The sequence below is a fragment of the Rothia sp. HMSC071C12 genome (genome assembly GCF_001813895.1).
GTDB classification, from domain to species: Bacteria; Actinomycetota; Actinomycetes; order Actinomycetales; family Micrococcaceae; genus Rothia; species Rothia mucilaginosa.
Genome location: NZ_KV814371.1, coordinates 365,871 through 389,847 on the forward strand (window position 1 = coordinate 365,871; position 23,977 = coordinate 389,847).

Sequence of the window (23,977 nt, forward strand, 5' to 3'; positions counted from 1 at the left end):
CCGTGAAGTGCAGGTCCGTTCATACTTCACGACAACGGAGGAAAGACCATGACCGAGCACGCCTTTGCGCGTCAGATTCGTCCCGCACGCCCTCGCCTGCGCACTATCTTGGGTGCCACAGTGCTGGCGGCAGGTCTTTCTTGTGCCCCGGTGGTTCTGCCGGCTGGTTCTGCATTTTTGAGCACGTCTGCTCAGGCTGCTGACCCGATGCAGATTACGGGCACCACCGTGTACGATTCCACGAACTCTTTGGGTGATACCGCTACCCTGAAGTCTAAGATTTCTGCTCTGTCGAAGAAGCACAACGTGGATTTGCACGTAGTGGTCATCGATAAGTTTGAGAACCCGTCTACTTCTTCGAGCTGGACGAAGGCGCTTGCCACGAAGAACAATTGGGGTTCTGCCGATGTGGTGCTGGTGATTGCTACCGAGTCTCGCCAGGCGTATTTCTTGGCGGGTAGCACGAAGACCCTGTCGAGTGATCAGCAGACGAAGGTGTACCAGAACTACATCAAACCGAAGCTGCAGAATAGCGACTATTCGGGTGCGGCTCTTGCCGCAGTTGAGGGTATCGAGGCTCAGAAGGGCGGTAGCTCTTCGGGTGTTGTATCCGGCGTGCTCGGTGTGGGTGCGGCGGCGACCGTGGGTGCTGGCGGTTACGCGATGTACCGCCGCCGCAAGAAGAAGAACGCTCAGCAGCAGCCTCAGCGTTCCTACGGTGCGCCTCGTAACTACTCCCCCATTCCGGAGGTTCCGCTGGAGGAGCTGCGCACTCGCGCCGGTAGCGCCCTGCTGCAGGCTGATACGACGATGAGCCACGCGAAGCAGGAACTGGATTTTGCGCGCGCACAGTACAGCGATCAGCAGGTTGCTGAGTTCGCCCAGGAGATTGCGCGTGCTGAGGATCTGATGCGTAAGTCCTTCCAGCGTCAGCAGCTCCTGACCGATAGCATCCCGGATACCGAGGCTGAGCAGCGTGCCTGGTTGACTGAGATTATTGATAACTCTCAGGAAGTCACCCGCATTGCTCAGGAGCAGGACGCTAAGCTGGCTCAGTTGCGCAACCTGGAGCAGGAGGCACCGCAGGCTATTGAGGCTCTGGCTCAGCGTCTGCCGCAGCTGCGTGCCTCGGTGGAGGAGATTGCCGCCCAGTACCGCGCGTTGAAGGAACGTTACCTGCCCAGCGCGCTGGAGCCCATTTCGAAGACTCCTACCCTGTTGGAATCGAACATGGTGCTGTGTGCTGCGGAGGTTGAGAAGGCTCAGGCGACCGTTGCGATGGCTCGTTCGGAGGCGGTTGCTCACCTGCGCACCGCTGAGGAAGCCGCCTCGCAGATTCAGGCGCTGGGTGCGGCAGTGAATACCCGCTCGCATGAGCTGGAGCAGGCTCAGCTGGGTCTGAGCACCGACCTGCTGAGCATTCAGCGTGACGTGGCTGAGGCGAAGAGCCTGGCTGCATCTCAGCGCCGCGATGATTTGGGTGCGGTCGCTGCCGGTATGGAGGCGGTGCTCAACCAGGTCAACCAGAGCGCTTCGGCTCGCCCGAATGACCCGCTGACTCTGGCGAACCAGCTGCGTCAGCTTTCCGCCGAGCTGGATAAGGCAATGACGAATATGCGTGCTACCCGCGAGCGTTCTCGTGCGGCTTCGCAGAACCTGGATCGTACGATGCGTTCTGCCTACGCTGCGGTGAACGGTGCGCGTAGCTACATTAATAACCGCCGTGCTGCGGTGGGCCCGATGACCCTGACCGCTGTTTCTGAGGCGGAGCGTCACCTGGGTCAGGCTCAGCGCTTGGCTTCTTCGGATCCGCTGAACGCCATGAAGGAAGCCAACATGGCGATCCAGAAGGCGACCGACGCGCAGAACCGCGCTCAGAGCGAGGTCGGCAACTACTACAACAACCAGAATGACCGCGGCGGCGGTAGCTTCGGCGGTGACCTGGCAAAGGGCCTGCTGCTGGGCGCTCTGATGACCGCAATGAACTCCGGCACCAGTAGCTGGGGTAGCAGCGGCGGCCACAGCGGTGGCGGTAGTAGCGGCGGCAGCTGGGGCGGAGGCTTCAGCGGCGGCGGCGATTGGGGTAGCGGCGGCGGTGACGGCGGTAGCTTCTAACCGCCTCCGATGCTAACGATTCTGTCGGTCGGTTTCTGTAGGTTTTTCTACAGTCTGACCGGCGGGGTGGCTAGCTTACCTCACCGCTTTCTTCCCCAGTCGGAAAACACCTGAGGTAATTTACCAAAAGTTTAGGTTGCAGAAATCAGGCGTGCATCATTTTCACAGCATGCACCCAGAAATCTGCCACATAATTAGTTATACGGGCACGGCTCACGAGGAGCGTAGTGCTCCCCCGCAGCCCGTGAACAGAAAGTAGGAGATTATGGCTAAGCAGACCATCTTCGGCCGTATTGCACAGCTCACTAAGGCAAACATCAACGCTCTGATTGATGCAGCTGAGGACCCGGAGAAGATGCTGGACCAGATGGTTCGTGACTACACCAACAACATCCGCGAGGCGGAGGCTGCAGTAGCACAGACCATCGGCAACCTGCGACTGCTCGAAAAGGACCACGCTGAGGACGTCAAGGCCGCTCAGGAGTGGGGCACCAAGGCTCTGGCAGCTTCTAACAAGGCTGATGAGTTCCGCGCAGCTGGCGACGTTGCCAACGCTGACAAGTTCGATAACCTCGCGAAGATTGCTCTGAACAAGCAGCTGCTGGCTGAGAAGGCTGCACAGGCTGTTGAGCCTCAGCTGGCTTCCCAGACTCAGGTTGTCAACCAGCTCAAGGACGGCCTGGAGAAGATGCGCTCCAAGCTTGAAGAGGTCAAGTACAAGCGCGATGAGCTGACCGCACGTCAGAAGACTGCAGCAGCTCAGACCCAGGTGAACGACGCTCTGAAGGCGTTCGACGTTCTGGACCCGACCAGCGAGATGAGCCGCTTCGAAGAGAAGGTTCGCCGCGAAGAGGCACGCGTCATCGGTCAGCAGGAGCTGGCAGCTTCCTCCCTGGATGCACAGTTCAACACCCTGGACCAGATGGAGCGCGAGACCGAGCTGGACGCTCGCCTGGCCGCTCTGAAGGCAAAGAACGCTCCGGCAGCTCCGACTCCCCTGGCTGTGGAACTCCCCACCCAGACTCTCTAAGCCTGAGATTCTCATGCCTGGTCTAGCGCATAGCTTCTTGAGCTAAACCCATAAAGAATCCGCCCCGTTCCTGATGAGTTCAGGAACGGGGCGGATCTTTATGTGTTAAGGGGTGCGAGCTTTAGTTCGCGTAGATGTACAGGTAGCCTGCCATAGCGTCACGGGTGACCGCAGCGTTGGAGGTGGAACCGGTACCGATACCGTTGGAGGCAGCCCACGCCAGAGCCTGGGACGCGTAGCCGCCCTGAGCCTGTGCCGGGGAGCCAGCCGCACGGTACATGAACTCAGCCATGGTGGACTCGGTGACGGCCTTCAGGGGGCGGAAGTCGCTACCGCTGATGCCCTGCTGGCTCAGCCAGAAAATCTCCTTGTACGCGGGGTGGTTCACCGGAACGTCGCTGAACGGCGAAACAGCCGGTGCGTTCACTGCGGGACGACCAGCCACGCGGTACAGGTAGGTTGCCAGCTGCGCGCGGTTGACCGATGCGTTCGGGCGGAAGGTGCCGTCCGCGAAGCCGAGCATGATGCGGCGATCAGAGTTCCAGCTAATCTCGTTGTAGTTCGGGTTTGAATCGGACAGGTCGCTGTAGCCCAGTGCGGGGGTCTTACCGGCGAAGTCCAGGGAGGACGCCAGGATGTGCGGCAGGTCGTAGTCGTGGTGGCTGAAGCCGTCAATCAGCTTCACGCGGGCGTCGGAGAAGCCAGCGCCCAGGTATGCGTTGTAGCCGGACTCGACTGCGCCACGTGCGCTCCAGGTGACGGGGTTGGTGTTACCGGAGGTGTCGTTCGCGCCAACCCACCAGTACATGGGCAGACCCTTGGTGGTTGCGTCAGCGTCCACGGAGCCGTCCGAGTCGCCGCCTGCGACCATGATGGAGCCGCCGCCGTTACGCCATGCGGTGTTGTGGTCGGTCAGCTCGTAGGTGATGAACTCGGCGCCACCGGAGTAGCCCATGGTCCACACCTGGGATGCGTCCAGGTTGTTCTCGCTCACGAAGGACTTCGCGAAGGAGCGGAAGAACTCACCGTTGGTGTTCATGTCTTCCCACCAGGTGATGCCGTCACCGGATGCGTTGGTGTCCGGGGAGATAATAGGCACGAAGACCATGTTGCGGGCGTTAGCGATCTTACCCATTGCCGCGAGCATGCCCTCGTCGGGAGTGTAGACCTTGGACTCGTTACGCTGCCAGTAGTCACCGTCGAAGTAGAAGACCACGCCAACGGGCTTGGAGTAGTCCAGGTTGTTCGCGTACACGTGGTACTGGGAGGTGGTGCCCGCCGGGGAGGTGTAGCTCTGGTAGGTTGCGGAGCTCATGGTGCGGGCGCGCTGAGTGTTCTGCTGCTTCTGCTCAGACTTCTGTTCGGTCTTCTGCTCGGCCTTGGGAGCGGCGGTTGCCTTGCCCTTGGTCAGCGAGTTGCTCAGAATCTGCGAGAAGTTGTAGTCGAAGTGGCCCGAGCCGTTCAGAACGGTCGCGGAAGCGTTGGTGTAGCCGGCGTTGCGGTAGGCGTTGTAGCCGCCTTCAACGGCGCCTCGTGCGCTCCAGGTCTGCGGGTAGGTCTCGCCGGAGCCGTCGTTCGAGTTTGCGTACCAGAACATGGGCTGGGACTTCAGCGCATCCGAGGGGGTACCCTCATCGAGGCCACCGCCAGCAACCATGATGGAGCCGCCACCGTTACGCCAGGTCTGGGGCTTGGTGTTCAGCTCGTAGGTGATGAACTCAGCGCCACCGGAGTAGCCCATGGTCCACACGTTGGAGGAGTCCACGCCGTTAGCCGCAATGAAAGAGGAAGCGAAGGAACGGAAGAACTCGCCGTTACGCTCCATGTCTTCCCACCAGGTCACGCCAGCATCGTAACGGTTAGCGTCCGGGGAGATGACGGGCACGAAGAGCATGTTCTGTGCCGCTGCGGATGCTGCCATCTGAGCCAGTTCACCGGAGGGGTCGTAGACCTTGGACTGGTCGTTACGCCAGTAGTCACCATCGAAGTAGAAGACCACGCCAACGGGCTTGGAGAAGTCCACACCCTCAGCGTAGACATGGTACTGCGAGGTGGTACCAGCCGGGGAGGTGTAGGACAGGAAAGTCTGGTTGGTGCGGGTTGCCGCCACACCGGATGCCGACTGAGCAGCCTGTGCGGACTGTGCGGGCTGAGCGGCGGGGGTCTGCTGTGCAACCTGTGCCAGGGTGGGCTGAGCGGAAGGCTGAGCCGCCTGTGCGGGCTGTGCAGCCTGAGCAGTGTAGGTCTTCTGGATGGGCTGAACCGCGGTCGTTGCGGGAGCCTGCTGAGTCTGCTTTGCCTGTTCTGCCTGCTGGCGGATCTGTACAGAAACCTGCGAGAGGGTGGGCTGCACGGTGGAGGTGAACAGGGACTTGGGAGTCTGGGTTGCGGTAGCTGCGCCGGGGATGTCCAGAACAACCGGTGCGAATGCGGAAGCGGGTGCTACCAGGGTGCTGCCGAGTACGGAGGGTACGGCGATGGCTGCCAGGGAGCCAGCCTTAACGGTGCGGGGGCGAAGTGCCATTGGTAATCGTCCTCTAGGGGTAGGTGGTTAGGGCATGGTGGTGCCCGTCGAGAGTTGAGCGATAGGGGTCCATAGGTGTGAGGCCTATAGAGAGCCAAGGCGTGGGTGGGGTACCCGGTGTGGTGTGATCACCTCTGGGGTGTTGAGCGGCTGAATTGATGGTGAGGGAAGCGTGTGTGCTTTCGTCATTGTGGGGTTCTGGATGGACGGTGGTGGTGTTCATCCAGGTCAGCGCTCTATATCGAGGTGCCTTTGGCTACGTACTCAAAGCTACCAGGTCAAAAAGCCTTTTCCAGCGGTTTTTTGGGGCTATTTTTGGGTATCGAACAAGATTCAATCTTAACAAGAGCTTTTTCTAAAGCTCTAGTTTAACTTGAATCACCCTCAAGTAGAGGTTGAATGGACTGTTTTTCCTTGATTTTCCGGGGTTTTTGGGCGTTTTTTGAAAGAGTTTCAAAAAACCCTACAATTAACTTGAAGGTTTTACATGTGACTACAATCACTTTCAGAGTGAATTGTTGCACTCAAGGACCATTTTTTACCAAAAACCGCGGAATTCCGGGGTAAAACGGGTGATTTCCAAGCCCGGAATATAGACACCTTTCGCATATTCCACTTTGAGAATGCACTCTGAGGCAAAAATGGCCCCCTCACTACTCCCCCAATCAGACCTCCTTTCAGGCCGCTCATCACGCTACTGAAACCCCCTCCCGAACCCCCTTCAGGGAACCCAAAAAGCAGCATCGAAAGAAGGCATAACTACTCTCCAATAACCACCCAAAAGTGGCTCCGCCCCCCCCCCTATGAGCACATCGGCTTGAAGCTCCGATAGAAGTACTGAGAGACACTCCGAGAGGTGCTTCGAAAGACACCACATAGGGAGACATCCCGAAGACCATTGCAAGATACTTTCAAAGCGGTTCTCTGAGGAGGTTTCGAAAGGCTGAAAGATCCATTTCAAGCACCCCGAAGGGACAGCAGGCTGCCCCCCCCATCAGTCTCCCCGAAGCACCGCCCCGACAAGGTTCAGAAGACCCCCTCCGCAGATTACAGAAGGCAGGAGATACGGAGAGGCAGGAGATATAAAGAAAGCCGCCCAGCAGGCGGCAGAAAGGTAGCACAAGAAGAAGAAAAGTAGGCGGCAAATGAAGACAGGTCGCCGACAGGAAAGGTGCAGGAAGGTGGCGAAAGAAGGCAGACCGGCGGTCGGAAGGTGACGGGAGGACAGCAGAAGGAGACAGGTCGGCGGGAGTACGGGTTTTAGGGAATAAAAAAACTCCCGATAGCTAAGCTATCGGGAGTTATCCGTTGCGGGGACAGGATTTGAACCTGCGACCTGAACATTCTGAAAGTTGCCCCTACTAATCTTGCATCGTTGTATCATAGCAGTGCGGGTAACTTTCTGTTACCTGAATATGTTCAGATTCTGAGAGCTTGGAGAAGTCGTGGTCACCGTTGACCTTGACACCCGTGTTGAAGAGGTTGAGGAAGCTGTTTGTCCTCACATCACCTCGAAGTTCCTGTGCGCCCCTGGGTGCCCGACGGGTGGCATTGCATGCTTCACTGCCCAGTGTGCTAACGGCTGCGGCATCTCTGTTGGCTGCAAGTGGTTAGTAGCTTTGTCGCAGCAGTCGGCCCTGGAGGGAAGGCATCCTAGGCCTTACCTCCAGGGCCGTTTTCTTTGAAAGGTAGGCCATGCCAGCTATATCGGTAACTGATTTGTCGGTTGGGTACAAGAATTCCCCAGTAGTGAGCGGCATTAACTTGCAGCTAAATACTGGCAGGATAATCTGCCTCCTTGGACCAAATGGGGCAGGTAAAACCACCTTAATGAAAACGCTCCTTGGTCGGATAAAACCAATAAGTGGCCACATTAGATACGATCAGACAGACATTAGCGAAATGTCAGCTGCAATCGACCATCCAAGCTACTTTCCGTATCTGAGCGGTAAACAAAATGTACAGGTCGTCGCGGCATTCTGGGGTCTGGATGTTGATCCTGAGTCGGCCTTGGATAGTGTGGGCATCGTCCGCGCTGCCCACGGGCGGAAAGCCAAGGACTACTCGACCGGCATGAAGGAACGGCTGGAGCTTTGTCTTGCTTTATTATCTAGACCAAGATTTTTGTTCCTTGATGAGCCACAGAATGGTTTGGATCCAGATGGCATGATCTCCTTGTCTGCGACGCTTCGTCGTTATCGGGACGAAGGGAACTGCGTTGTAATATCAACGCACCTCCTCCATGAGATTCAAGGCGTCCCGGATGAGTGTGTCGTAGTTCGTAACGGCAAAGCTTTGCATATCCCCGACCTCAACGGCGTGAATCTCGCGGACCTATATCACCGGGGGTAGGACCATGCGAATTACTTCAGCTATCCGTGCTTTGCTTACTTACTATTGGAACATCTGGTATTTTCTCGCGGCTATCTTGGGCTCAATGGCGTCACTATTCCTCGGTGCATGGATTTCAAGTGAGGCAAGCGGAACTCCAATAACAGGGGGATACAGCTTCTTCTTTACTGGAACGCAGCCACTAATTTCCCTCGCATTACTCTTTATACTTGATGCTAGGGTTTCCAAGGTCCACTACGGGGGTTTGCCTCAGCAGGTATACATTGCCTGGTTGCCTAGCGTCCTACGCACCATCTGTCGAACACTTTCAATAGTTCTTGTAAACCTACTTAGTGTGCTGCTATTCGATCTAACAATGGTTTTGTCTGGTTCGAAAATGCACTCTGGGCTAGCAACCCTGCTTTGCTTTCTTACCTTCCAAAGTATACTAATTGCTCTGATCTACTCGACATTAGAAAGTCTCTCAAAACCTCCGACTGCCGCGGTAATTTCAGGTGTTCTTCTGTACTTCTGGATAGTGCTACCCGGTAACCTAGCTGACAATGCTACCCCATACATATCAAACGCCCTCCACTCCGTAGGGCTGAATCTCAATGGTACCGCAATCTCGTTCGTAGATATCCAGGAGCAATCAAATTTCGGTTTCTCTGCGCTTATCCCGGTACCAATCCTAATTATTACCTATGTTCTTGTGGCTAGGTTTCGAAGTAAAGGAGCAGTAAGAAAATGAAGTCTTTGTGTTCTATCGAGCGAATTGCAATCATTCGTTGGGTCACGATCGCTTATCTCGGTGCACTAGTTCTTCCGCTGCTGTTTCTCCGTTATGGAAATACCATTGCCGTAGCGCAATCCGCGTTACTCATCATGCTCCCAATTGCCACGGCAGGTCTAGCTTTGTCGCATGCTAAGGTCCCTGCCTCGTACGTCTCGTTTAGTATTCACGATAAAGTTCTGCTCCGGTTCATTGCTAAATCGCTGCTTCTCGCACAAGTAGTTAACCTTTGTTTGAGTCTGCTTTATGTCTCTATCATTGGCGAGCTTGTTAATGAGCGACTGTCGAGTCATACTGCTTTAGTACTTGTTTTCTCTTCGGTTGTGCTAACTCTGGCCTGTTTTGCGCTTCGGCTTTGGACTACTTCATTAGTTTCATGGATTGTTATCATCTTTTTTGTGGTGGCAGGTCTTCCGATTAGCACAGGTGATTTTGCGAACTCACCGATCTTGTTTGCTGTCGTTCCCACGACTTGGATTTTAAAAGGCGCCACCTTTGGCTCCTATATATTTTCTACCGGGTTTCTGTTGGCTGCGATAAGTTCGGGGTTTTTACTAACGTCGGTGAAACGTGCATAGCTATACTTCACTTGGAAAAGCGTATGTGAGGATAGCTGCACTTCCAACGGATAGGTTTCCAAGTGACGGCAAAGCGAAGTCAGCGTTTGCTAAACTGTTCTATCGAATCCCAGTTTGAGATCGGTCCTTGCAAGTTCCACACCTTCGTTTTATTCCGCTATCACGAAGGCTATTTCCGGCTCTTCCGAGTTGAGTGTGGGTGACCAGGTATTGGTCGGGGGTTGTGGGTAGAGGTCGAGGTCCTTGATGATGAGCGGACTTCTACCACCGCGATCTTCAAAGGACCTCCTGTTGACTTCTTACCGTGACGGATCATGGGGCAGCCACACACAGAGCACGATGCAGTATTCACAGGAACGAGGCAAACACGACCAACTGAAAGAGTGACTTTCCCGCACCAGAAAGCCGAAAAGTCACCCAACCAGCAACACGTAGTGTCCTATAACCCAGAAAGAAAGCTCTCCCTGGAAGCCACTGAGGCTTCCAGGGAGAGCAGTCAGAGAGTGCGAAAGACGAATACACCGCTATCAAGCGTGAGGCGGCCGATGGGGGAGTCGTAGGTGGCGAGCGCCGGATCAGAATTGCTCGGGGTGATCGCGGTAGGCATACGCCCACACTGTCACGGCGACAGTCACAGCGCGAGTCCACGCGTCACGGACAGCGTCCAGTTCTGCGCCCTCGAAGCCCTCCGCCAGGAGACGGTGCCCGACCTCCACAGTCGGCGCGATGAAGGCGAGCACGTAGCGCAGAGGCACGAATGGCGTCGAGTCCGCCCCATCCGCCGCGTTCTTCGCCGCGGTCATGTGTCGAGCTCCGATCAGGTACTGGTAGTCCAACCACGCCTGATCCCGCTCGCGCGTGCACATGTCGATGATCCACTGGGCGAATCGGGGCTTTGACGCCTGCGCGTACTCGGGGTTCGGCTGTCCATCCGGATGCGCGGAATGTGCTGCCAGGTAGGTCTTTTGAGCCAAAATCCCGCGCCACGTGTCGACCATTTCCATGGCATGCGGCGCCAGGATGGGTTCTGCTCGCGCGAGCAGCTCTGCGTCACCGGGCTGGACGTGCGCGGCGGCCTCAATCTGGCGTAGATCCTCGAGTGTGAGCGGAGACGTGGGGACGGCATCGGTGCCGTAGGTGTACCCCGACGAGTGGTCGTAAGCGGTCATGCGAACCTCCTTGAACTTGAACTTATGCGTCAATTGTAGAACGTGCTCTTGCTCAGGCCAAGTCCTGTGGAGTGGTGTAATCGTTTTGTGTCCTTCGGGTTGGGTTATGCGCTGAGTTGGAGTGGGGTGTCCTCCTGCCCGGTGGGTTGTGGTGTGAGTCGTGATTTGGTGAGGATGTCGAGGCTGAGGTAGCGTCGGCCTTCGGCCCATTCGTCGTTTTGTTCGGCGAGGACGGCTCCGACTAGGCGGATGATTGCTTGTCGGTTGGGGAAGATTCCCACGGTGTCGGTGCGGCGGCGGATTTCGCGGTTGAGGCGTTCGTTGGGGTTGTTGGACCAGATCTGGGTCCACACCCCGGTGGGGAAAGACGCGAACGCGAGGACGTCTGCCCTGGCTTGATCGAGGTGATCACACACGGCGGGGAGCTTGTCGTGGACGTAGTCCAAGAGCCGGTCGTATTGAGCGTTGACCGATGCCGCGTCGGGCTGGTCATACACCGAGTGCAGCATCGCTTTGACAGCGGGCCATAGTGCTTTGGGGGTGACCGACATGAGATTAGCGGCGTAGTGGGTACGGCATCGTTGCCAGGTGGCTCCGGGTAGGTTGGCGGCGATGGCCTCAACCAGGCCCAGATGGGCATCACTGGTGACCAGGCGCACGCCGGTCAGGCCCCGGGCGACCAGGTCAGAGAAGAACTCCTTCCAGGCTGGAGCGGTCTCACTGGTAGATACGCGCACCCCCAGCACTTCGCGATGTCCGTCATTGTTGACTCCAGTGGCAACCAGAACCGCGCACGAGACGACGCGTCCTCCTTCGCGCACTTTCATGGTGAGCGCATCAGCGGCAACGAAGGTGAAAGGCCCGGCATCGTGGAGGGGCCGGTTGCGGAACTGATCCACGTGCTCGTCCAGGTCGGCTGCCATGCGTGAGACCTGGGACTTGGACAGTCCTGTGATCCCCAGGGTTTTGACGAGCTTGTCCATACGGCGTGTAGACACTCCTGCTAGGTAGCAGTCAGCGACCACTGTGATCAAGGCGCTTTCGGAGCGTTTGCGGCGTTGAAGCAACCACTCTGGAAAGTAGGTACCTGAGCGCAGCTTGGGGATCGCCACGTCAATGGTGCCGACCCTGGTGTCCAGGGGCCGGTGGCGATACCCGTTGCGCTGGGTGTGACGCTGCGGATCTTGTTGACCCCACTGGGCCCCGCACACGGTGTCAGCGTCCGCTGATAGCAACGCGTTGATCACGTGCTGGAGCAAGGAACGCATCAAATCTGGGGATGCCTGGGACAACGCCTCGCCAAGCATGCCAGCAGGGTCGATAATATGAGGAGCGGTCATCGTTGTGCCTCCAAATCGTTTCGAGTCAGAAGTAGAAGAGCTTTCTCGAAGGATCACACGGTGACCGCACCCATCACAAGCAACGGGCCGATCACCACACGGTTACACCACTATGCGGGACGCTACTCTTTCAACCGCTTAGTTACCGCCTGTTTGAGGCTAAGCGGTATATCGAAAACGTTGGTATATCAGTCAAAACATGGTGTGTTGCCGCCTCTACCGCCTAATTTCTAAAAAGTGTACACGCGAGTGTTCATCTTCCTACATATGCGTGTGTATATATAAAAGTTTTCGGTTTTAGGCGGTGAAGGCGGTAAAGGGTTGGGATTCGGTTGAGATACGAGGGAAAATGCTATACCGCTTTTGCATTTTCAGGCGGTAAACAGCCGGTATCAACGCCGATTAGGCGGTGAAAATCCTCCTCTGCAACCTCCCTCCCACGAGATCATGCACGAGCGAAGATAGTCATACGCCCCGAAGGGGCGTTGGATGATAGTCCTCGATGTTGGGTGATAGTCCCCCCTCCCCCCACCTCGACGACGGGCCTGAGTTTGGCTGAAAGGTAGGGAATAACATAGGGATTCGGTCTCGTCAGGGCAAAACAAAACCCGGTATCTCAGCGACTTTTCGTTGAGATACCGGGTTTTTCTGGTTGCGGGGACAGGATTTGAACCTGCGACCTCCGGGTTATGAGCCCGGCGAGCTACCGAACTGCTCCACCCCGCGGCGACTCATACAACTATACAGACCCCAAACCGGGCATGCAAGCCAAAAACGCGATTTGTAACCAAGCACACAAAAATAGGGGCTGTTGGGTAGAAAGCAGTTGGGTAGAAAGCAGTTGGGTAGGAATAGGGGCTACGGGGCAGTGCCAGGGGTAGAACATACAGGAACGGGGTGGAAGTGAATCACTTCCACCCCGTTCCCGCAGAGACCGCTAGAGGTAGTCAGTAGGAGCCGTATCCAGTGCAGGCCCCGGTTCTAGAGCGAGGACGCTAGACCCGTGGACATCCGATCCGTGAGCATCCGGTATGCGCTACTCCCCCGCTGCCTCAGGCATCTTAGTGAGAAGCCGAGGGGCTCGCACTGGGCTTAACACTTACAGGGGCACTCGCAGAAGAGCTAGCCGCTGCGCTCGGAGCTGCAGAAGCACTCGGGGTTGCCGAGCCCTTACTCTGCGCCTCCTCAGCCTCCAGCGCCTTCTTTACGGCAGCTTCCAGGCGCTTCTGAGCCTCACCATAGGCGGCCCAGTCGCCCTTCTTCATTGCCGCATCAGCATCGGTCATTGCCTTCGAGGCATCCGTCAGAGCCTGCTTCAGTTCCGAAGACTGCGAAGCCGACGAGCCGCCGGTCGAAGAGCTAGACGAGCCGGAGGCAGACGCCGAAGGAGCCGGCGAAGCCGTAGCCGAGCCGTCCAACTTAGCACCCGAAGAGCCACCGAACACCTGGTTCAGCGCCTCCTCCAGAGTCGGAGCGAAGCCGACCTTATCGCCGAAGCTCACCAGCACACGCTGCAGACGCGGGTACTTAGCGTCACCGCTCGACTGCACGTACACCGGCTGAACGTACAGCATGCCGCCGCCCACCGGCAGAGTCAGCATATTGCCGTTAATAACCTCGGACGAACCGCGGCGCAGCAGGTTCAGCTGGTTCGACACCTCAGCATCAGAGTTGAAAATGTTCTGAGCCTGGCCCGGGCCCGGAACCACCGAAGAACGCGGCAACTCCAGCAGACGCAGCTTGCCGTAATCGGGGCTACGCTCGCCGTCCTTACCGGTACCGGCATCACCATTAGCGGCAAGGAAGCCGTACATCACGTTACGAGAGTTCGAATCGCTCTGCTGAGGAATGAACGTGGTCGTCAACGAGAAGTGCGCACGAGAATCGCCGGGCATCTGCAGGGACAGGTAGTAGGGCGAAATCGGCTGGTTACGATCATTGGTCGGGTCGTTCGGAATCGACCAGACGTCGTCACCGGCATAGAAGCTATTCGCGTTCGTCACGTGGTACTTATTCAGCATGGTGCGCTGAATATTGAACATGTCAGTCGGGTAACGCACGTGGCTCATCAGCGAAGCGTTCATCTCACGGTAGCTCTTCACCGTGCCAGGGAAAACACCCTGCCACGCCTTCAGCACCGGATCCTCCTCATCCCACGCGTACAGGGTCACCGAACCGTCGTACGCGTCCACGGTAGCCTTCACCGAGTTACGGATGTAGTTCACCGAGTTAGAACGCTGAGCACCCGCAGCGGTTGCCGCATCCTGGGAGCTACCCTGCGCGTAAGGGAACTGGTCACTCGTGGTGTAAGCATCCACAATCCACTGCACGCGGTTATTCACAATCGCCGGGTACGGCTTAGAATCCACGCTCAGGTACGGTGCCACCTTACGCACACGATCCAGCGGGTTACGTTCGTACAGAATCTGCGAACCCTCACGCACTGCATCCGACAGCAGAATGTCAGAGGACTGGAACTTAATCGCATAGGACAGGCGAGCCAGCAGCGAATCAACGCGAGGACCACCGTAACCGGTGAAGGTGTACTTCGCATCGGAGGCGTTGGTTTCGTCAGCAGAGAGCGGACGGTCCAGCTCCAGGGTGTCGCCCTTACCGCCCACAATCGAATACTCCGGCGAGCTCGTGCCAAAGTAAATACGCGGCTCGTAATCCTCGCTCAGGGTACCGGTCGCCTTAATACCGGACTGCAAGAACTTCGGGTTACCCGCAGAATCCACCTGGTTACCATAGGCGGCAATCACACCGTAACCGTGGGTGTACACCACGTGGCGGTTATACCAAGAATCGCCGCTCGTCTGCGCCGGGTTCAGCTCACGAGCCGCCAGCACCGTATCCTGCGTGGTGTTACCCACCGAATAGCGATCCACCGACAGCTGCGAATCAAAACGGTAGTACGGGCGGAACTGCTGCATCTGCGCAAACGCCGAGGACACAACATTCGGATCCAACAGACGGATATTCGCAATGGTCGCGCTCGAAGAGCTCAACGCACCGGCACGAGTATCAATCGTCGCGTCATACGGAGTGGTCTCAATCTTGTCCAGACCGTACGCGTAACGGGTCGCATCAATATTGCGCTGAATGAACTTTGACTGAGCGCCCTGCTCATTCGGAACCACCTGGAAACGCTGAACAATCCACGGGTACAGGCCGCCAGCAACCACGGCAACAATCACCAGCATCGCGGTGCTAATCAGCGGCAGACGCCAACGATTCATCGAAGCAGCCACCACAAACATGATCGCCACCAGCAGAGCAGAAATCGCCAAAATAGCGTTCACCGGGATTGACGAGTTCACATCCGTGTACATCGCGCCAGCCCAGCGGCCCACCTGCTGCTGAGTCGACGAATAGCGGTCCAACCAGAAGCTCACCGCACGAGTCAGCAAGAACGCAGCTGCCACAATCGCAGCGTGACGACGGAACGCCGACGTAGTGCTCACACCGCCCGGCTGAACCTTAATACCGCCGTAGAAGTAGTGCATAAACAGGCCTGCGAGCGCCGACAGCACCACAGCGGAGGTCACCAGAGTCACCACCATGCGGAAGAACGGCAACGCAAACAGGAAGAAACCGTAATCCAGACCAAACTCGGGGTCCGTCTTACCGAAGGACTGCTGGTTGAAGAACAGCGCAACCGTGCTCCACTGGGTCATCGTTGCCGAAGCAATGAATAGACCCAGCAGCAGCGGAACCACAATCAGCAGAACCTTACGCGCCTTATCCACGCTCTCGTGGTAGCGGCGCATGCTCTCCTCAGCACGCTGCTGACCAAACACGTCACGCAGCATCTGCTCGGCAGCATCCGTGCCGCTGGTCGGCACGCTCTGATTCGGGTTCGGCGCCTCCTGCGGCTTCTTCTCGGACGCGGGCGCCACATCAGCATGACGGACCGCATACGACATCGAAGCCCACAGCGGCACAGAAACCACCAGGGCAGCCACCACAAACACGGCGGCCTTCAACAAAATCTGGGTAGTGAACACGGTGCTATAACCCAGCTGATCAAACCACAGCCAGTCCGTGTACACCTGAGACGCACCCACAAAAGCGGCAATGAGCACCGCCACCACAGCAATCGTCACCCGCAAGGGGCTACGACGCTTAGGCGTGGACTTCTTCGGCTTGGGATGCGCGGTGTTATTGGTCGACTCAGACACAATTCCTCGCTCATCATACGTTCAGAGAAAATAACTGCCTTTAAGTATCTCAGAGGTACAGCAGAAGGGCAGAATGAGGCGTAAGCCGGGTGAAATATATGGGGTCGCGGGCGCTGATGAGGACAGAGAATAGGGTGCAGAACAGCCCCGGTACCGTAAAATACCGGGGCTGTTCTGACGTTATAGGGGTTGTGGTTGCGCCGCTAGGAGCCGCGATTAGGAACCGCAGCGGGGCAGGGAATCATCCGGGGTGCCGGACTTAATCGCCTCCACCGTCTTCACCGCCTCATCCAGGGTCGACACCGGCACAACCACCATCGTGCCGCGCACCTGACCGGCGTGATAGTAGTTGAACAGGTCGGGGTCCTGCGCCTGCATCTTCACAATCGATTCGCAGTTCTCCTTAGGCGCCAAGAAGTAGCGCGCACCGTAACGGCCCGTCGCCAAAATCTTGTACTTGATGCCGCCAATTGCACCGACCTTACCGTTCGCATCAATCGTGCCGGTACCCGAAATGTAGCTGCGGTACGGGTCGCCGCCGGCATCCTCATCGGCGAGCAGGGTACCCTCGCTCAGCTTATCGACCGTGCCCAGCGCCAGCATCAGACCGGCACTCGGGCCGCCCACACCGTCCAGGTTGTACTGCACGTGTGCCGGCAGGTCATAGCTCTGCTTCAAACCCGCGCCCAGAATCCAGCGGCTATCGTCACTGGCACGAACCGGGGTCAGCTTAAACGTCTGCTGCTTGCCGCCACGTTCCACGGTCACATCAATCGGCGAACCGTTCGAGGCGTTTACCGCCTTCGGAACATCGGTGAGGGTCTCAATCTGCTTCTCCCCCACCTTCACGATGCGGTCATCAGCCTTCAGCACGCTCGCCGCCGGGGAACCCTCCACCGTGGAAAGCACCTGAACCTTCTCAGTCACCGCCATCTTCAGCTGACGCATCGCCGCGACCTTCGCCTGAGTCTGAGAATCAGCCATCTGCGCGCCGGTCGCCGCCGTCGCCTGCTCATGACTCACGTGCGGGTACAGGGCATCGGTCGGCACCACGAGGCTGCGGTTACCGTCAAACGCCAACCAGCCGTAGAACGCCTCCGCGCCGGACAGCTCCGTGTACGGGCCGCCCGAAACCGACACCGTCGTCATGTTCATCTTGCCGAACGTCTTATAGCTGGGCGCACCCGAGACCTCAATGACGTCCTTCTCCTGGTAGGTTCCGAGCACATCAAAGAGCGGGCCGGGGCCCTCCTTCACATAGGAACTGGGCAGAACAAAAGCACCAGCCAGCAGGGCGCAGGTCGCCACAGCGCTCACCGAACGCAGGTTCACGCGGCGCGGCGCAAAACGCGAACGGCGCTTAGCCGCCTTCTCATTACTCTTCACGCTCGCGGAGGCGGCGTTCGGCTGCTGCTCAGCATCGGGGGTGGACTTAGTCATGGTTTCTACAGTACCGGATAAACCTGCTTTTCAACACGCGCGCGGGCACCGTCGCCCCGCTAAAAATAGAGCAACCAGGAGGCGTTCACGCTCTGACCCGCGCTGCGCTGTGTCAGCACCCGACGGTGACAGCGGCACGAAAAAGCTCCCAAACCCCGGCGACAGAGACAAGCTTGTGAGCCCTCAGCTGATTAAGCCGCATCCACAGCGGTGGCGCGGGAAATTCTCAGCAAAAATCGGTAGGCTGGACAGCGAGCGAGCCAGCTACGCCCACCCCCGGATTACGAAAGGCTTCTACATGTCTGAGAACCCCACCGGCGGCGCCTCCAACGAGCGCGACCCCCTCGAAGAATTCATTAAGAAGATGCAGGAGCAGGGCTTCGACCCCTCCGCAGGGGCAACCGGCCAGGGCGGCAAGGGCACCTCCTCCAACGCACAGAACCCCTTCGGCGCGCTCTTCGGCGAAGGCGGTCAGAACCCCTTCGGCATCAGCATCGACCCCGAAGACCTGAAGAACATGGGCATGGGCTTCGACCCCGCCATGATGCAGAGCATGTTCGCGCAGGTACAGGCAATGTTCTCCGGCGCGGGCGCATCCGACAGCCCCAGCGGCGTGAACTGGGATAACGTGAAGAACCAGACCCGCCAGATGCTCGCATCCATGGGTGAAGACCCCTCCGTACCCGAAAACCTCAAGCGTGCAGTGGAAGACGCAGCGAACCTCGCCGACCTCTGGCTGGACGCCGTAACCACCGTTGAACGCCACAACCACCCGGTACAGGCATGGTCCAAGGCGGAATGGGTTGAGCATTCCTTCGACTCCTGGCGCGAAATGGTCGAGCCGGTCGCAGCCGAAGTCACCCAGTCCATGGTCATGCCCGGCGCACACGAAGACGTACCCGAAGAGATTTCTCAGATTCTCAACAGCGGCTTTTTGAACAACATTGGTTCCGTGATTTTTGGTGCGCAGATGGCTCAGGCGCTCGCGCAGCTCGCCGGTGAAGTGTATTCCTCCACCGACGTGGGCTTCCCCCTCGCGCCGGGCTCCTCCGCGCTGCTGCCCAACGGCTACCAGCAGCTCGCCGAGAGCATCGAGGTGCCCCCGCAGGAGATCCTGCTCTACCTTGCCGTGCGTGAATCCGCGCTGATCCGCCTGCACAAGGCAAACCCCTGGCTGCGTGAAGACCTGGTCCAGCTCGTGGCGCGCTACGCCCGCGGCATCCGCGTGGACATGAACCGTATGCAGGACGCCGCATCCCAGGTGGACATGAGCAACCCCGACGCCGTACAGGAAGCATTCGAAGGCGGCATGTTCAGCCCCCAGCGCACCGAAGACCAGGAACTGGCGGTACAGCGTCTGGAGGGTCTGCTCGCCCTCATCGAAGGCTGGGTATCCGTCGTAACCGAGGACGCAACCCGTAACCTGCCCAAGGCACCGCAGCTGACCGAAATCATGGCGCGCCGCCGCATCGACGGCGGCCCCAGCGAGCAGGTCTTCGAGAACCTGGTCGGCCTGGAACTGCGCCCGCGCCTGGTACGTGAAGCACAGCAGTTCTGGCGCTGGTACGAAGAATCCCACGGCATTGAGGCACGCGACGGCCTCTGGGACACCCCGGAGACCCTGCCCACCCCCGCCGAGCTGGAAGACTTCACCGCATACGATGCGCGCATGAACGAAATCAGCCTGGACGACGTGGACTTCGACTCGGAGTTGCAGAAGCTGCTGGACGGCGGCTTCGGCGACGCTCCCGAAGAAAAGTAGAGCTGAGCGAAGTAAAGCTGAGCAAAGTAAAACTGAGCGGCGAAAGTAAATAGCTGACACCTCGAGCGGGGGTGGCTTGTGAATGTACAACCCACCCCCGCTCGAGTGTTTCGGTTGGAGTGTTCGGTTGGTTTTTGATTCTTTGATTTTCGGGAAGCGCGTTAGCCGGTTGGATTTTAGCTGGCTGGATTTTAGTCCGCGCTGTTTTCGCCGCGCTCACCCTCAGCACGCGAGCGCCCCAGCGCGTACCCCTCCAGGTAGGCCTGCGCCCGCAGCAGCTGCGGGTAACGCGACTCCAGGGCACGGAACGCCGCCGAATGGTTCGGCTGCAGCAGGTGGCAGAGCTCGTGGTGAATCACCGAATCCAGCACGTACTCCGGTACGCCCTGCAGCTCCGAGGAGATGCGGATCTGCGTGTTCGCGTAGGTTGCCGAGCCCCAGCGCTGACGCTGGTTGCTCACCCAGCGAATCGACAGCTTCTCCAGCCTGCCCGAGGCAACCAGCTCCGGCAGGTGCTTCTGCGCCAGGTGCAGGGCGCGGGAGCGCAGGTACTCGTCCGTGACCGTCAGCTGCGTGGCACGTTCACGGCGGGCGGCACGACGCTGAATGCGCGGCAGCAGGCGGGCAATATGCTCGTCAATCTCTTCGCTCGTGCTCGCGGCGGGAATGAGCAGGCGGTAGGCGGGGTTGCCGTGCTCGTCCACGCCGTCGCGCTGCATGCTGATGGTGCGGGTGCGGCGCGCCGAGCGGACCAGCTCAATCTGCGGGCGGTCCTCGGTGGCGGGCAGAATCTCACGCTTAAAACGCTGAGCCATAGTCTCCTCTTCCCTTCGACGAACGGCGGGGCTGCGTGGCACGGGGCTGAGTGGCACGGGGCTGGCTATACGAGGAGCCGGAGCTCTCAGCCCTGCGGCGGCGCTTCGCCGGATCAATATCGTCCAGGAAACGCGAACGCTTACGCTGACCGCGACCGCCCACGGTGCGGGTCATCGTCCAGGTCAGCCACAGGTACTTGCGGGCGCGCGTAATGCCCACGTACAGCAGGCGGCGCTCCTCATCCACCTCGTCCGGGGTGGTCGCAAAAGTAATGGGCATGAGGCCCTCGTTCAGGCCGCACAGGAACACGGCGTCCCACTCCAGGCCCTTAGCCGCGTGCAGGGAGGCGAGGGTGACGCCGTTGACCTGCGGTGCGTCATTAAATTCGCTGCGGTGGTTCAGGGTCGCCACGACCTCGTGCATGGTCAAAGGTAGTGGCTCGGGCACGCCCGGGCGCGGGTTCGCGCGGTGCTCCTGAAGCTGCTCTTGGCGGTGCTGCGCCATCATGTCCACCATGTGCACCAGGGCGGCGAGGGACTCCCACTTCTGGCGGGTGGCGCCTCCCGAAAGGGGGCCTTCCTCCTTATAGCCGAGGCCGCCGAGCACATCGCGGGTGTAGCGGGTGACGTCCTCGGTACCGTCCGTGGACTTCGCCGAACCGCGCAGGGCAAGCATCGCCTGCTTGACCTCGGGGCGCTCAAAGAAACGCTCCGCGCCGCGCAGCTGGTACGGAATGTGGGCGGCAGCCAGCGCAGACTCAATCGCCGCCGACTGCGCGTTCGTGCGGAACAGCACCGCAATCTCCGAAGGCGGCACGCCGTCCTTCTCAATCAGGTCGCGGATATCCTCGGCAATGCCTGCCGCCTCCTGCTCATCGTCGGCATAGCCGAACCACTCCACATCCACACCGGGGCCGCGCTGAGACATCAACTCCAGCGGCGGCGCCCACGAATGCGGGCTCGAATCCGGATGCGGACGACGCGCCGCCAACAGACGGTTCGCCAACTCCACCACCTGCGAATGGGAACGGTAATCGCGGGTCAGCTTCACCGTGTGCGCGCCACGGTACCGGCGCGCAAAATCCAGCAGGTAACGGCTGGTCGCGCCGGTAAAAGAGTAAATCGTCTGGGAGGCGTCACCCACCACGCAAATATCCTCGCGGCCACCCAGCCACACATCCAGCAGACGCTGCTGCAGCGGGGACACGTCCTGGTACTCATCCACCACAAAATGGCGGTACTGGTTGCGGACGGTCGCCGCGAGCTTCTCATCCTCCTCCAGCATGGCGATGGTCAGCAGCAGCACGTCCTCAAAATCGATGAGGTTACGCTCATCCTTCAAATCCTCATACGCCTGGAAAATACGCTGCATATTCTGCGGGGTAATCGCCGCAGGCAGCTGCTTCTCACTCAGACGCTGCATGATGGTGTCCGGGGTGAGCAGCTGAACCTTCGCCCACTCAATCAGCGACGCCAAATCACGCAGCAGGGAACGGTCCGTGCTGATGCGCAGACGGTTCGCCGCCTCCGTAATGAGCGCTGCCTTATTCTGCACGATGGACGGGAACGTACCGCCCACCACCTGCGGCCAGAAATACGCCAGCTGACGCAGCGCCGCCGAGTGGAAGGTACGCGCCTGCACGCCGTGCGCACCCAGCTGGTGCAGGCGGGTACGCATCTCCTCCGCCGCGCGCAGGGTGAAGGTCAGGGCGAGTACGCGCGGGCCCTGGTAACGACCAATCGCAATACCGTAGGCGATGCGGTGCGTAATCGCGCGGGTCTTACCGGTACCGGCACCCGCCAGCACGCGCATGGGGCCGTCCAGCTCGGTAGCGACCGCACACTGATCCGGGTCAAGACCGGCAAGAATATCGTCTGCGGAGATCATATGCTGAGGCTGCTGAGGTGTGGCGGTCATAATGCTCCATCAGTAAGGCGGGCGGTACGGGCAGACGGCAGGCGCTCGCGCTGGACATATGGATATGCGGGCGCGCGAGGCGGTGATAGCCGGTCTTCCATTGTATTCTCCCAGAGTCCACCGGGGCTTCTTAGCCGCCGCTTCTTTCATTCAGGGCGTGAGTCGCTACCTATCTGGGTGCGTGCAGGTAGAAGCGCAGATAGAGGCGAGCCCAGAAGCGCAGGCGGAAGCGTTTAGGCTTGTCCACAAGTATCTTCACCACTTGGCATAAAGATCCCAAAAACTACTAAACGGCACACATTGGTTTGGTAACCTTAACCCGTGACTTTATCTCCCCTTCAGCTAGCAGCCATTGTCTCCGCCGGAGTGCCCGGGATCTACCCCGTCGGCGCCGAACCGGTCCGCGAAGACAGCGACGACTTCGACTCGGCAATCATCGCCGACTCCACCGGTCGCCGCTGGCGAGTCTGCGCCCCGCGCCGCCCCGACGCCAGCATGCGCCTCGAAGCTGAACACCTCATCCTGCAGTCGTTCAGCCCCGGCCTGCGCGCTCGGCTGCCCTTCGCTGTACCCACCGTTGCCGGCACCGTACCGTACGCGGGCGGCAACGTGTTCGTGTACACGCACATCCCCGGCACCATCTACGACGTAGACCAGCTGGCTGAGCTGAGCCGCCGCGAAGTTGCGGCGAACCGCCCCTCCCTGGCGTCCATCATCGCCAAGGACATTGCGACCCTGCACGTGATGCCCGAAGACATTATTTACGAGGCTGACCTGCCCTCCTACTCCTCGGAGCAGATTCGCCTGCGCAAGAACGCCGAGCTGGAGCGTGCCGCCGCAACCGGCAAGGTGCCCGCAGACCTGCTCGCGCACTGGCGTGCTGTGCTCTCCCCCGGCCCCATGTGGCAGTTCCGCCCGCGCGTGGTCCACGGTGACATGGGCGCCGAGAACCTCGTGTTGCACGTGACTCCTGCGGAGGCGCGCATCGTGGAGGTCACCGGCTGGTCCGAGGTGCACGTGGGTGACCCCGCGCAGGACTTCGCCTGGCTGTACTCCTGCCAGGACATTGACTTCACCGACGAGGCGATCGAGGTGTACCGCCAGCAGATGCCTCAGCTACCCGACGCCTATCTGGCGCAACGTGCGAACTTCTACGCGGAGTTCGCAATTGCCCAGTGGCTCACCCACACCGTGGAGGTCGGAGACCGCGACGGCGCAACCCACGCCGTGTCCATGCTCCTGGACATTCAGGACGACCTGCGTGCCTCCGGCGAACTGCTCGGTCAGGAGGAGGTCAGCCCGCTGGTCGGTCCCGCCGAGTAGGCGTTAGGTTGCCGCCAGGTTGCCGCCCGCCACTCAGGTTTTCAGTTTCAGCCCCGCAGTACTGCACTGCGGGGCTGAAACTGTATCCGGGTGGGTATCTGCAGGAGTTAAAGCATGCGTGGCGCCCGGCGAAATCAGCTCTACAGAGCGTCTGTCAAACCGACGAAATGATGCCTATAAGAGCTAGTGGAGAGGCTTTTGACGGCTTTTTATCAAAATTTATTTAAGTGTTTTCCGACACTTTTTGAGTACCGGTTTTGCATTTTTGTGCATGAATGACTCAGATTAAGGCTGAGAGTTGAAGGTGCGCTAAAGGTGCCATTCACAATATTTCCAGGGTGCAAATACACTCCAAACCCACAAAAACCAACTTTTAATTTTGAGAGTCCACAGAGCCTCAACTTCACCTTGAACCATGCTCAAAATAGTGCATTTTAGGGTAAAAACTTTGCCCGTAGATTTTTTCAAAAACTCCTGGAATACTTTTGCTGTGCCGCGAGAAAACCAGCGGACACACTCCCCATAGCGCACTGACCAGCGCTGATATCGTGGCAGCGATAAATTGGGGAGACAGATTGGACGGGACTCTGACCGGTCATGTCAGACCCGAGCCGGATTCATGCACCGCGCAACCAATCACCGATGGCAGAAATCTATA

Annotated in this window: 14 protein-coding genes and 1 tRNA gene; 7 read left to right on the forward strand and 8 right to left on the reverse strand. The window is 58.8% G+C overall.

Annotated features, from left to right (window positions below; all coding sequences use genetic code 11):
- The first annotated feature begins 48 nt into the window (after nt 1-48).
- Entirely contained in the window at nt 49-2,115 is a 2,067-nt protein-coding gene (locus HMPREF2942_RS04735; protein ID WP_070649159.1) for a TPM domain-containing protein, read from the forward strand.
- Nucleotides 2,116-2,380: 265 nt separating this feature from the next.
- On the forward strand, nt 2,381-3,145 hold the full coding sequence (locus tag HMPREF2942_RS04740) for a PspA/IM30 family protein (protein ID WP_070649158.1): 765 nt from the start codon (nt 2,381-2,383) through the stop codon (nt 3,143-3,145).
- A gap of 121 nt (nt 3,146-3,266) precedes the next feature.
- On the opposite strand, the gene HMPREF2942_RS04745 is transcribed toward HMPREF2942_RS04740, so the two are convergent.
- Nucleotides 3,267-5,669 carry an S-layer homology domain-containing protein gene (locus HMPREF2942_RS04745; protein ID WP_070688516.1) on the reverse strand — a complete coding sequence of 801 codons (2,403 nt, stop codon included), beginning with the start codon at nt 5,667-5,669 and terminating at the stop codon, nt 3,267-3,269.
- Between the two features lie 1,445 nt (nt 5,670-7,114).
- Between HMPREF2942_RS04745 and HMPREF2942_RS09625 the strand changes: the two genes are divergently transcribed.
- The 3 genes from HMPREF2942_RS09625 (at nt 7,115) to HMPREF2942_RS04755 (ending at nt 9,371) form a co-directional block, all read left to right on the forward strand.
- Nucleotides 7,115-7,354, forward strand: a complete 240-nt coding sequence (locus HMPREF2942_RS09625) for a gallidermin/nisin family lantibiotic (protein WP_005505332.1) — start codon at nt 7,115-7,117, stop codon at nt 7,352-7,354.
- 64 nt (nt 7,355-7,418) lie between these two features.
- Nucleotides 7,419-8,021, forward strand: a complete 603-nt coding sequence (locus HMPREF2942_RS04750) for an ABC transporter ATP-binding protein (protein ID WP_231840295.1) — start codon at nt 7,419-7,421, stop codon at nt 8,019-8,021.
- Nucleotides 8,022-8,747: 726 nt separating this feature from the next.
- Complete coding sequence (locus HMPREF2942_RS04755; RefSeq protein WP_005505326.1) at nt 8,748-9,371, forward strand: hypothetical protein; 624 nt, start codon at nt 8,748-8,750, stop codon at nt 9,369-9,371.
- 575 nt (nt 9,372-9,946) lie between these two features.
- Here the strand turns inward: HMPREF2942_RS04755 and HMPREF2942_RS04760 are convergent.
- The 5 genes from HMPREF2942_RS04760 to HMPREF2942_RS04780 all read right to left on the reverse strand — a co-directional run bounded on the left by HMPREF2942_RS04760 (nt 9,947) and on the right by HMPREF2942_RS04780 (nt 17,501).
- Nucleotides 9,947-10,540, reverse strand: a complete 594-nt coding sequence (locus HMPREF2942_RS04760; RefSeq protein WP_005505324.1) for a protoglobin domain-containing protein — start codon at nt 10,538-10,540, stop codon at nt 9,947-9,949.
- A 104-nt stretch (nt 10,541-10,644) separates the two neighbouring features.
- Nucleotides 10,645-11,880 carry an IS256 family transposase gene (locus tag HMPREF2942_RS04765; protein WP_070688517.1) on the reverse strand — a complete coding sequence of 412 codons (1,236 nt, stop codon included), beginning with the start codon at nt 11,878-11,880 and terminating at the stop codon, nt 10,645-10,647.
- A 649-nt stretch (nt 11,881-12,529) separates the two neighbouring features.
- Nucleotides 12,530-12,606, reverse strand: a tRNA-Met gene (locus tag HMPREF2942_RS04770).
- A gap of 335 nt (nt 12,607-12,941) precedes the next feature.
- A complete protein-coding gene (locus HMPREF2942_RS04775; RefSeq protein ID WP_070688518.1) occupies nt 12,942-16,061 on the reverse strand; it encodes a UPF0182 family membrane protein in 3,120 nt (1,039 codons plus the stop codon).
- Nucleotides 16,062-16,277: 216 nt separating this feature from the next.
- Nucleotides 16,278-17,501: a YlbL family protein gene (locus HMPREF2942_RS04780; protein ID WP_070688519.1), complete on the reverse strand. Its 1,224-nt coding sequence runs from the start codon at nt 17,499-17,501 to the stop codon at nt 16,278-16,280.
- Between the two features lie 298 nt (nt 17,502-17,799).
- Between HMPREF2942_RS04780 and HMPREF2942_RS04785 the strand changes: the two genes are divergently transcribed.
- Nucleotides 17,800-19,263: a zinc-dependent metalloprotease gene (locus HMPREF2942_RS04785; protein WP_070688520.1), complete on the forward strand. Its 1,464-nt coding sequence runs from the start codon at nt 17,800-17,802 to the stop codon at nt 19,261-19,263.
- A gap of 191 nt (nt 19,264-19,454) precedes the next feature.
- On the opposite strand, the gene HMPREF2942_RS04790 is transcribed toward HMPREF2942_RS04785, so the two are convergent.
- The gene (locus tag HMPREF2942_RS04790) at nt 19,455-20,078 is read right to left on the reverse strand and encodes a M48 metallopeptidase family protein (RefSeq protein ID WP_070688521.1); all 624 of its coding nucleotides are present in this window, start codon (nt 20,076-20,078) and stop codon (nt 19,455-19,457) included.
- Entirely contained in the window at nt 20,062-21,996 is a 1,935-nt protein-coding gene (locus HMPREF2942_RS04795; protein ID WP_070688522.1) for an ATP-dependent helicase, read from the reverse strand. The genes HMPREF2942_RS04790 and HMPREF2942_RS04795 overlap by 17 nt, the downstream gene beginning before the upstream one ends.
- A 321-nt stretch (nt 21,997-22,317) precedes the next feature.
- On the opposite strand from HMPREF2942_RS04795, the gene HMPREF2942_RS04805 reads away from it, so the two are divergent.
- Nucleotides 22,318-23,319, forward strand: coding sequence for a phosphotransferase (locus tag HMPREF2942_RS04805; RefSeq protein ID WP_070688524.1), 1,002 nt, complete (start codon nt 22,318-22,320; stop codon nt 23,317-23,319).
- Nucleotides 23,320-23,977 lie beyond the last annotated feature (658 nt).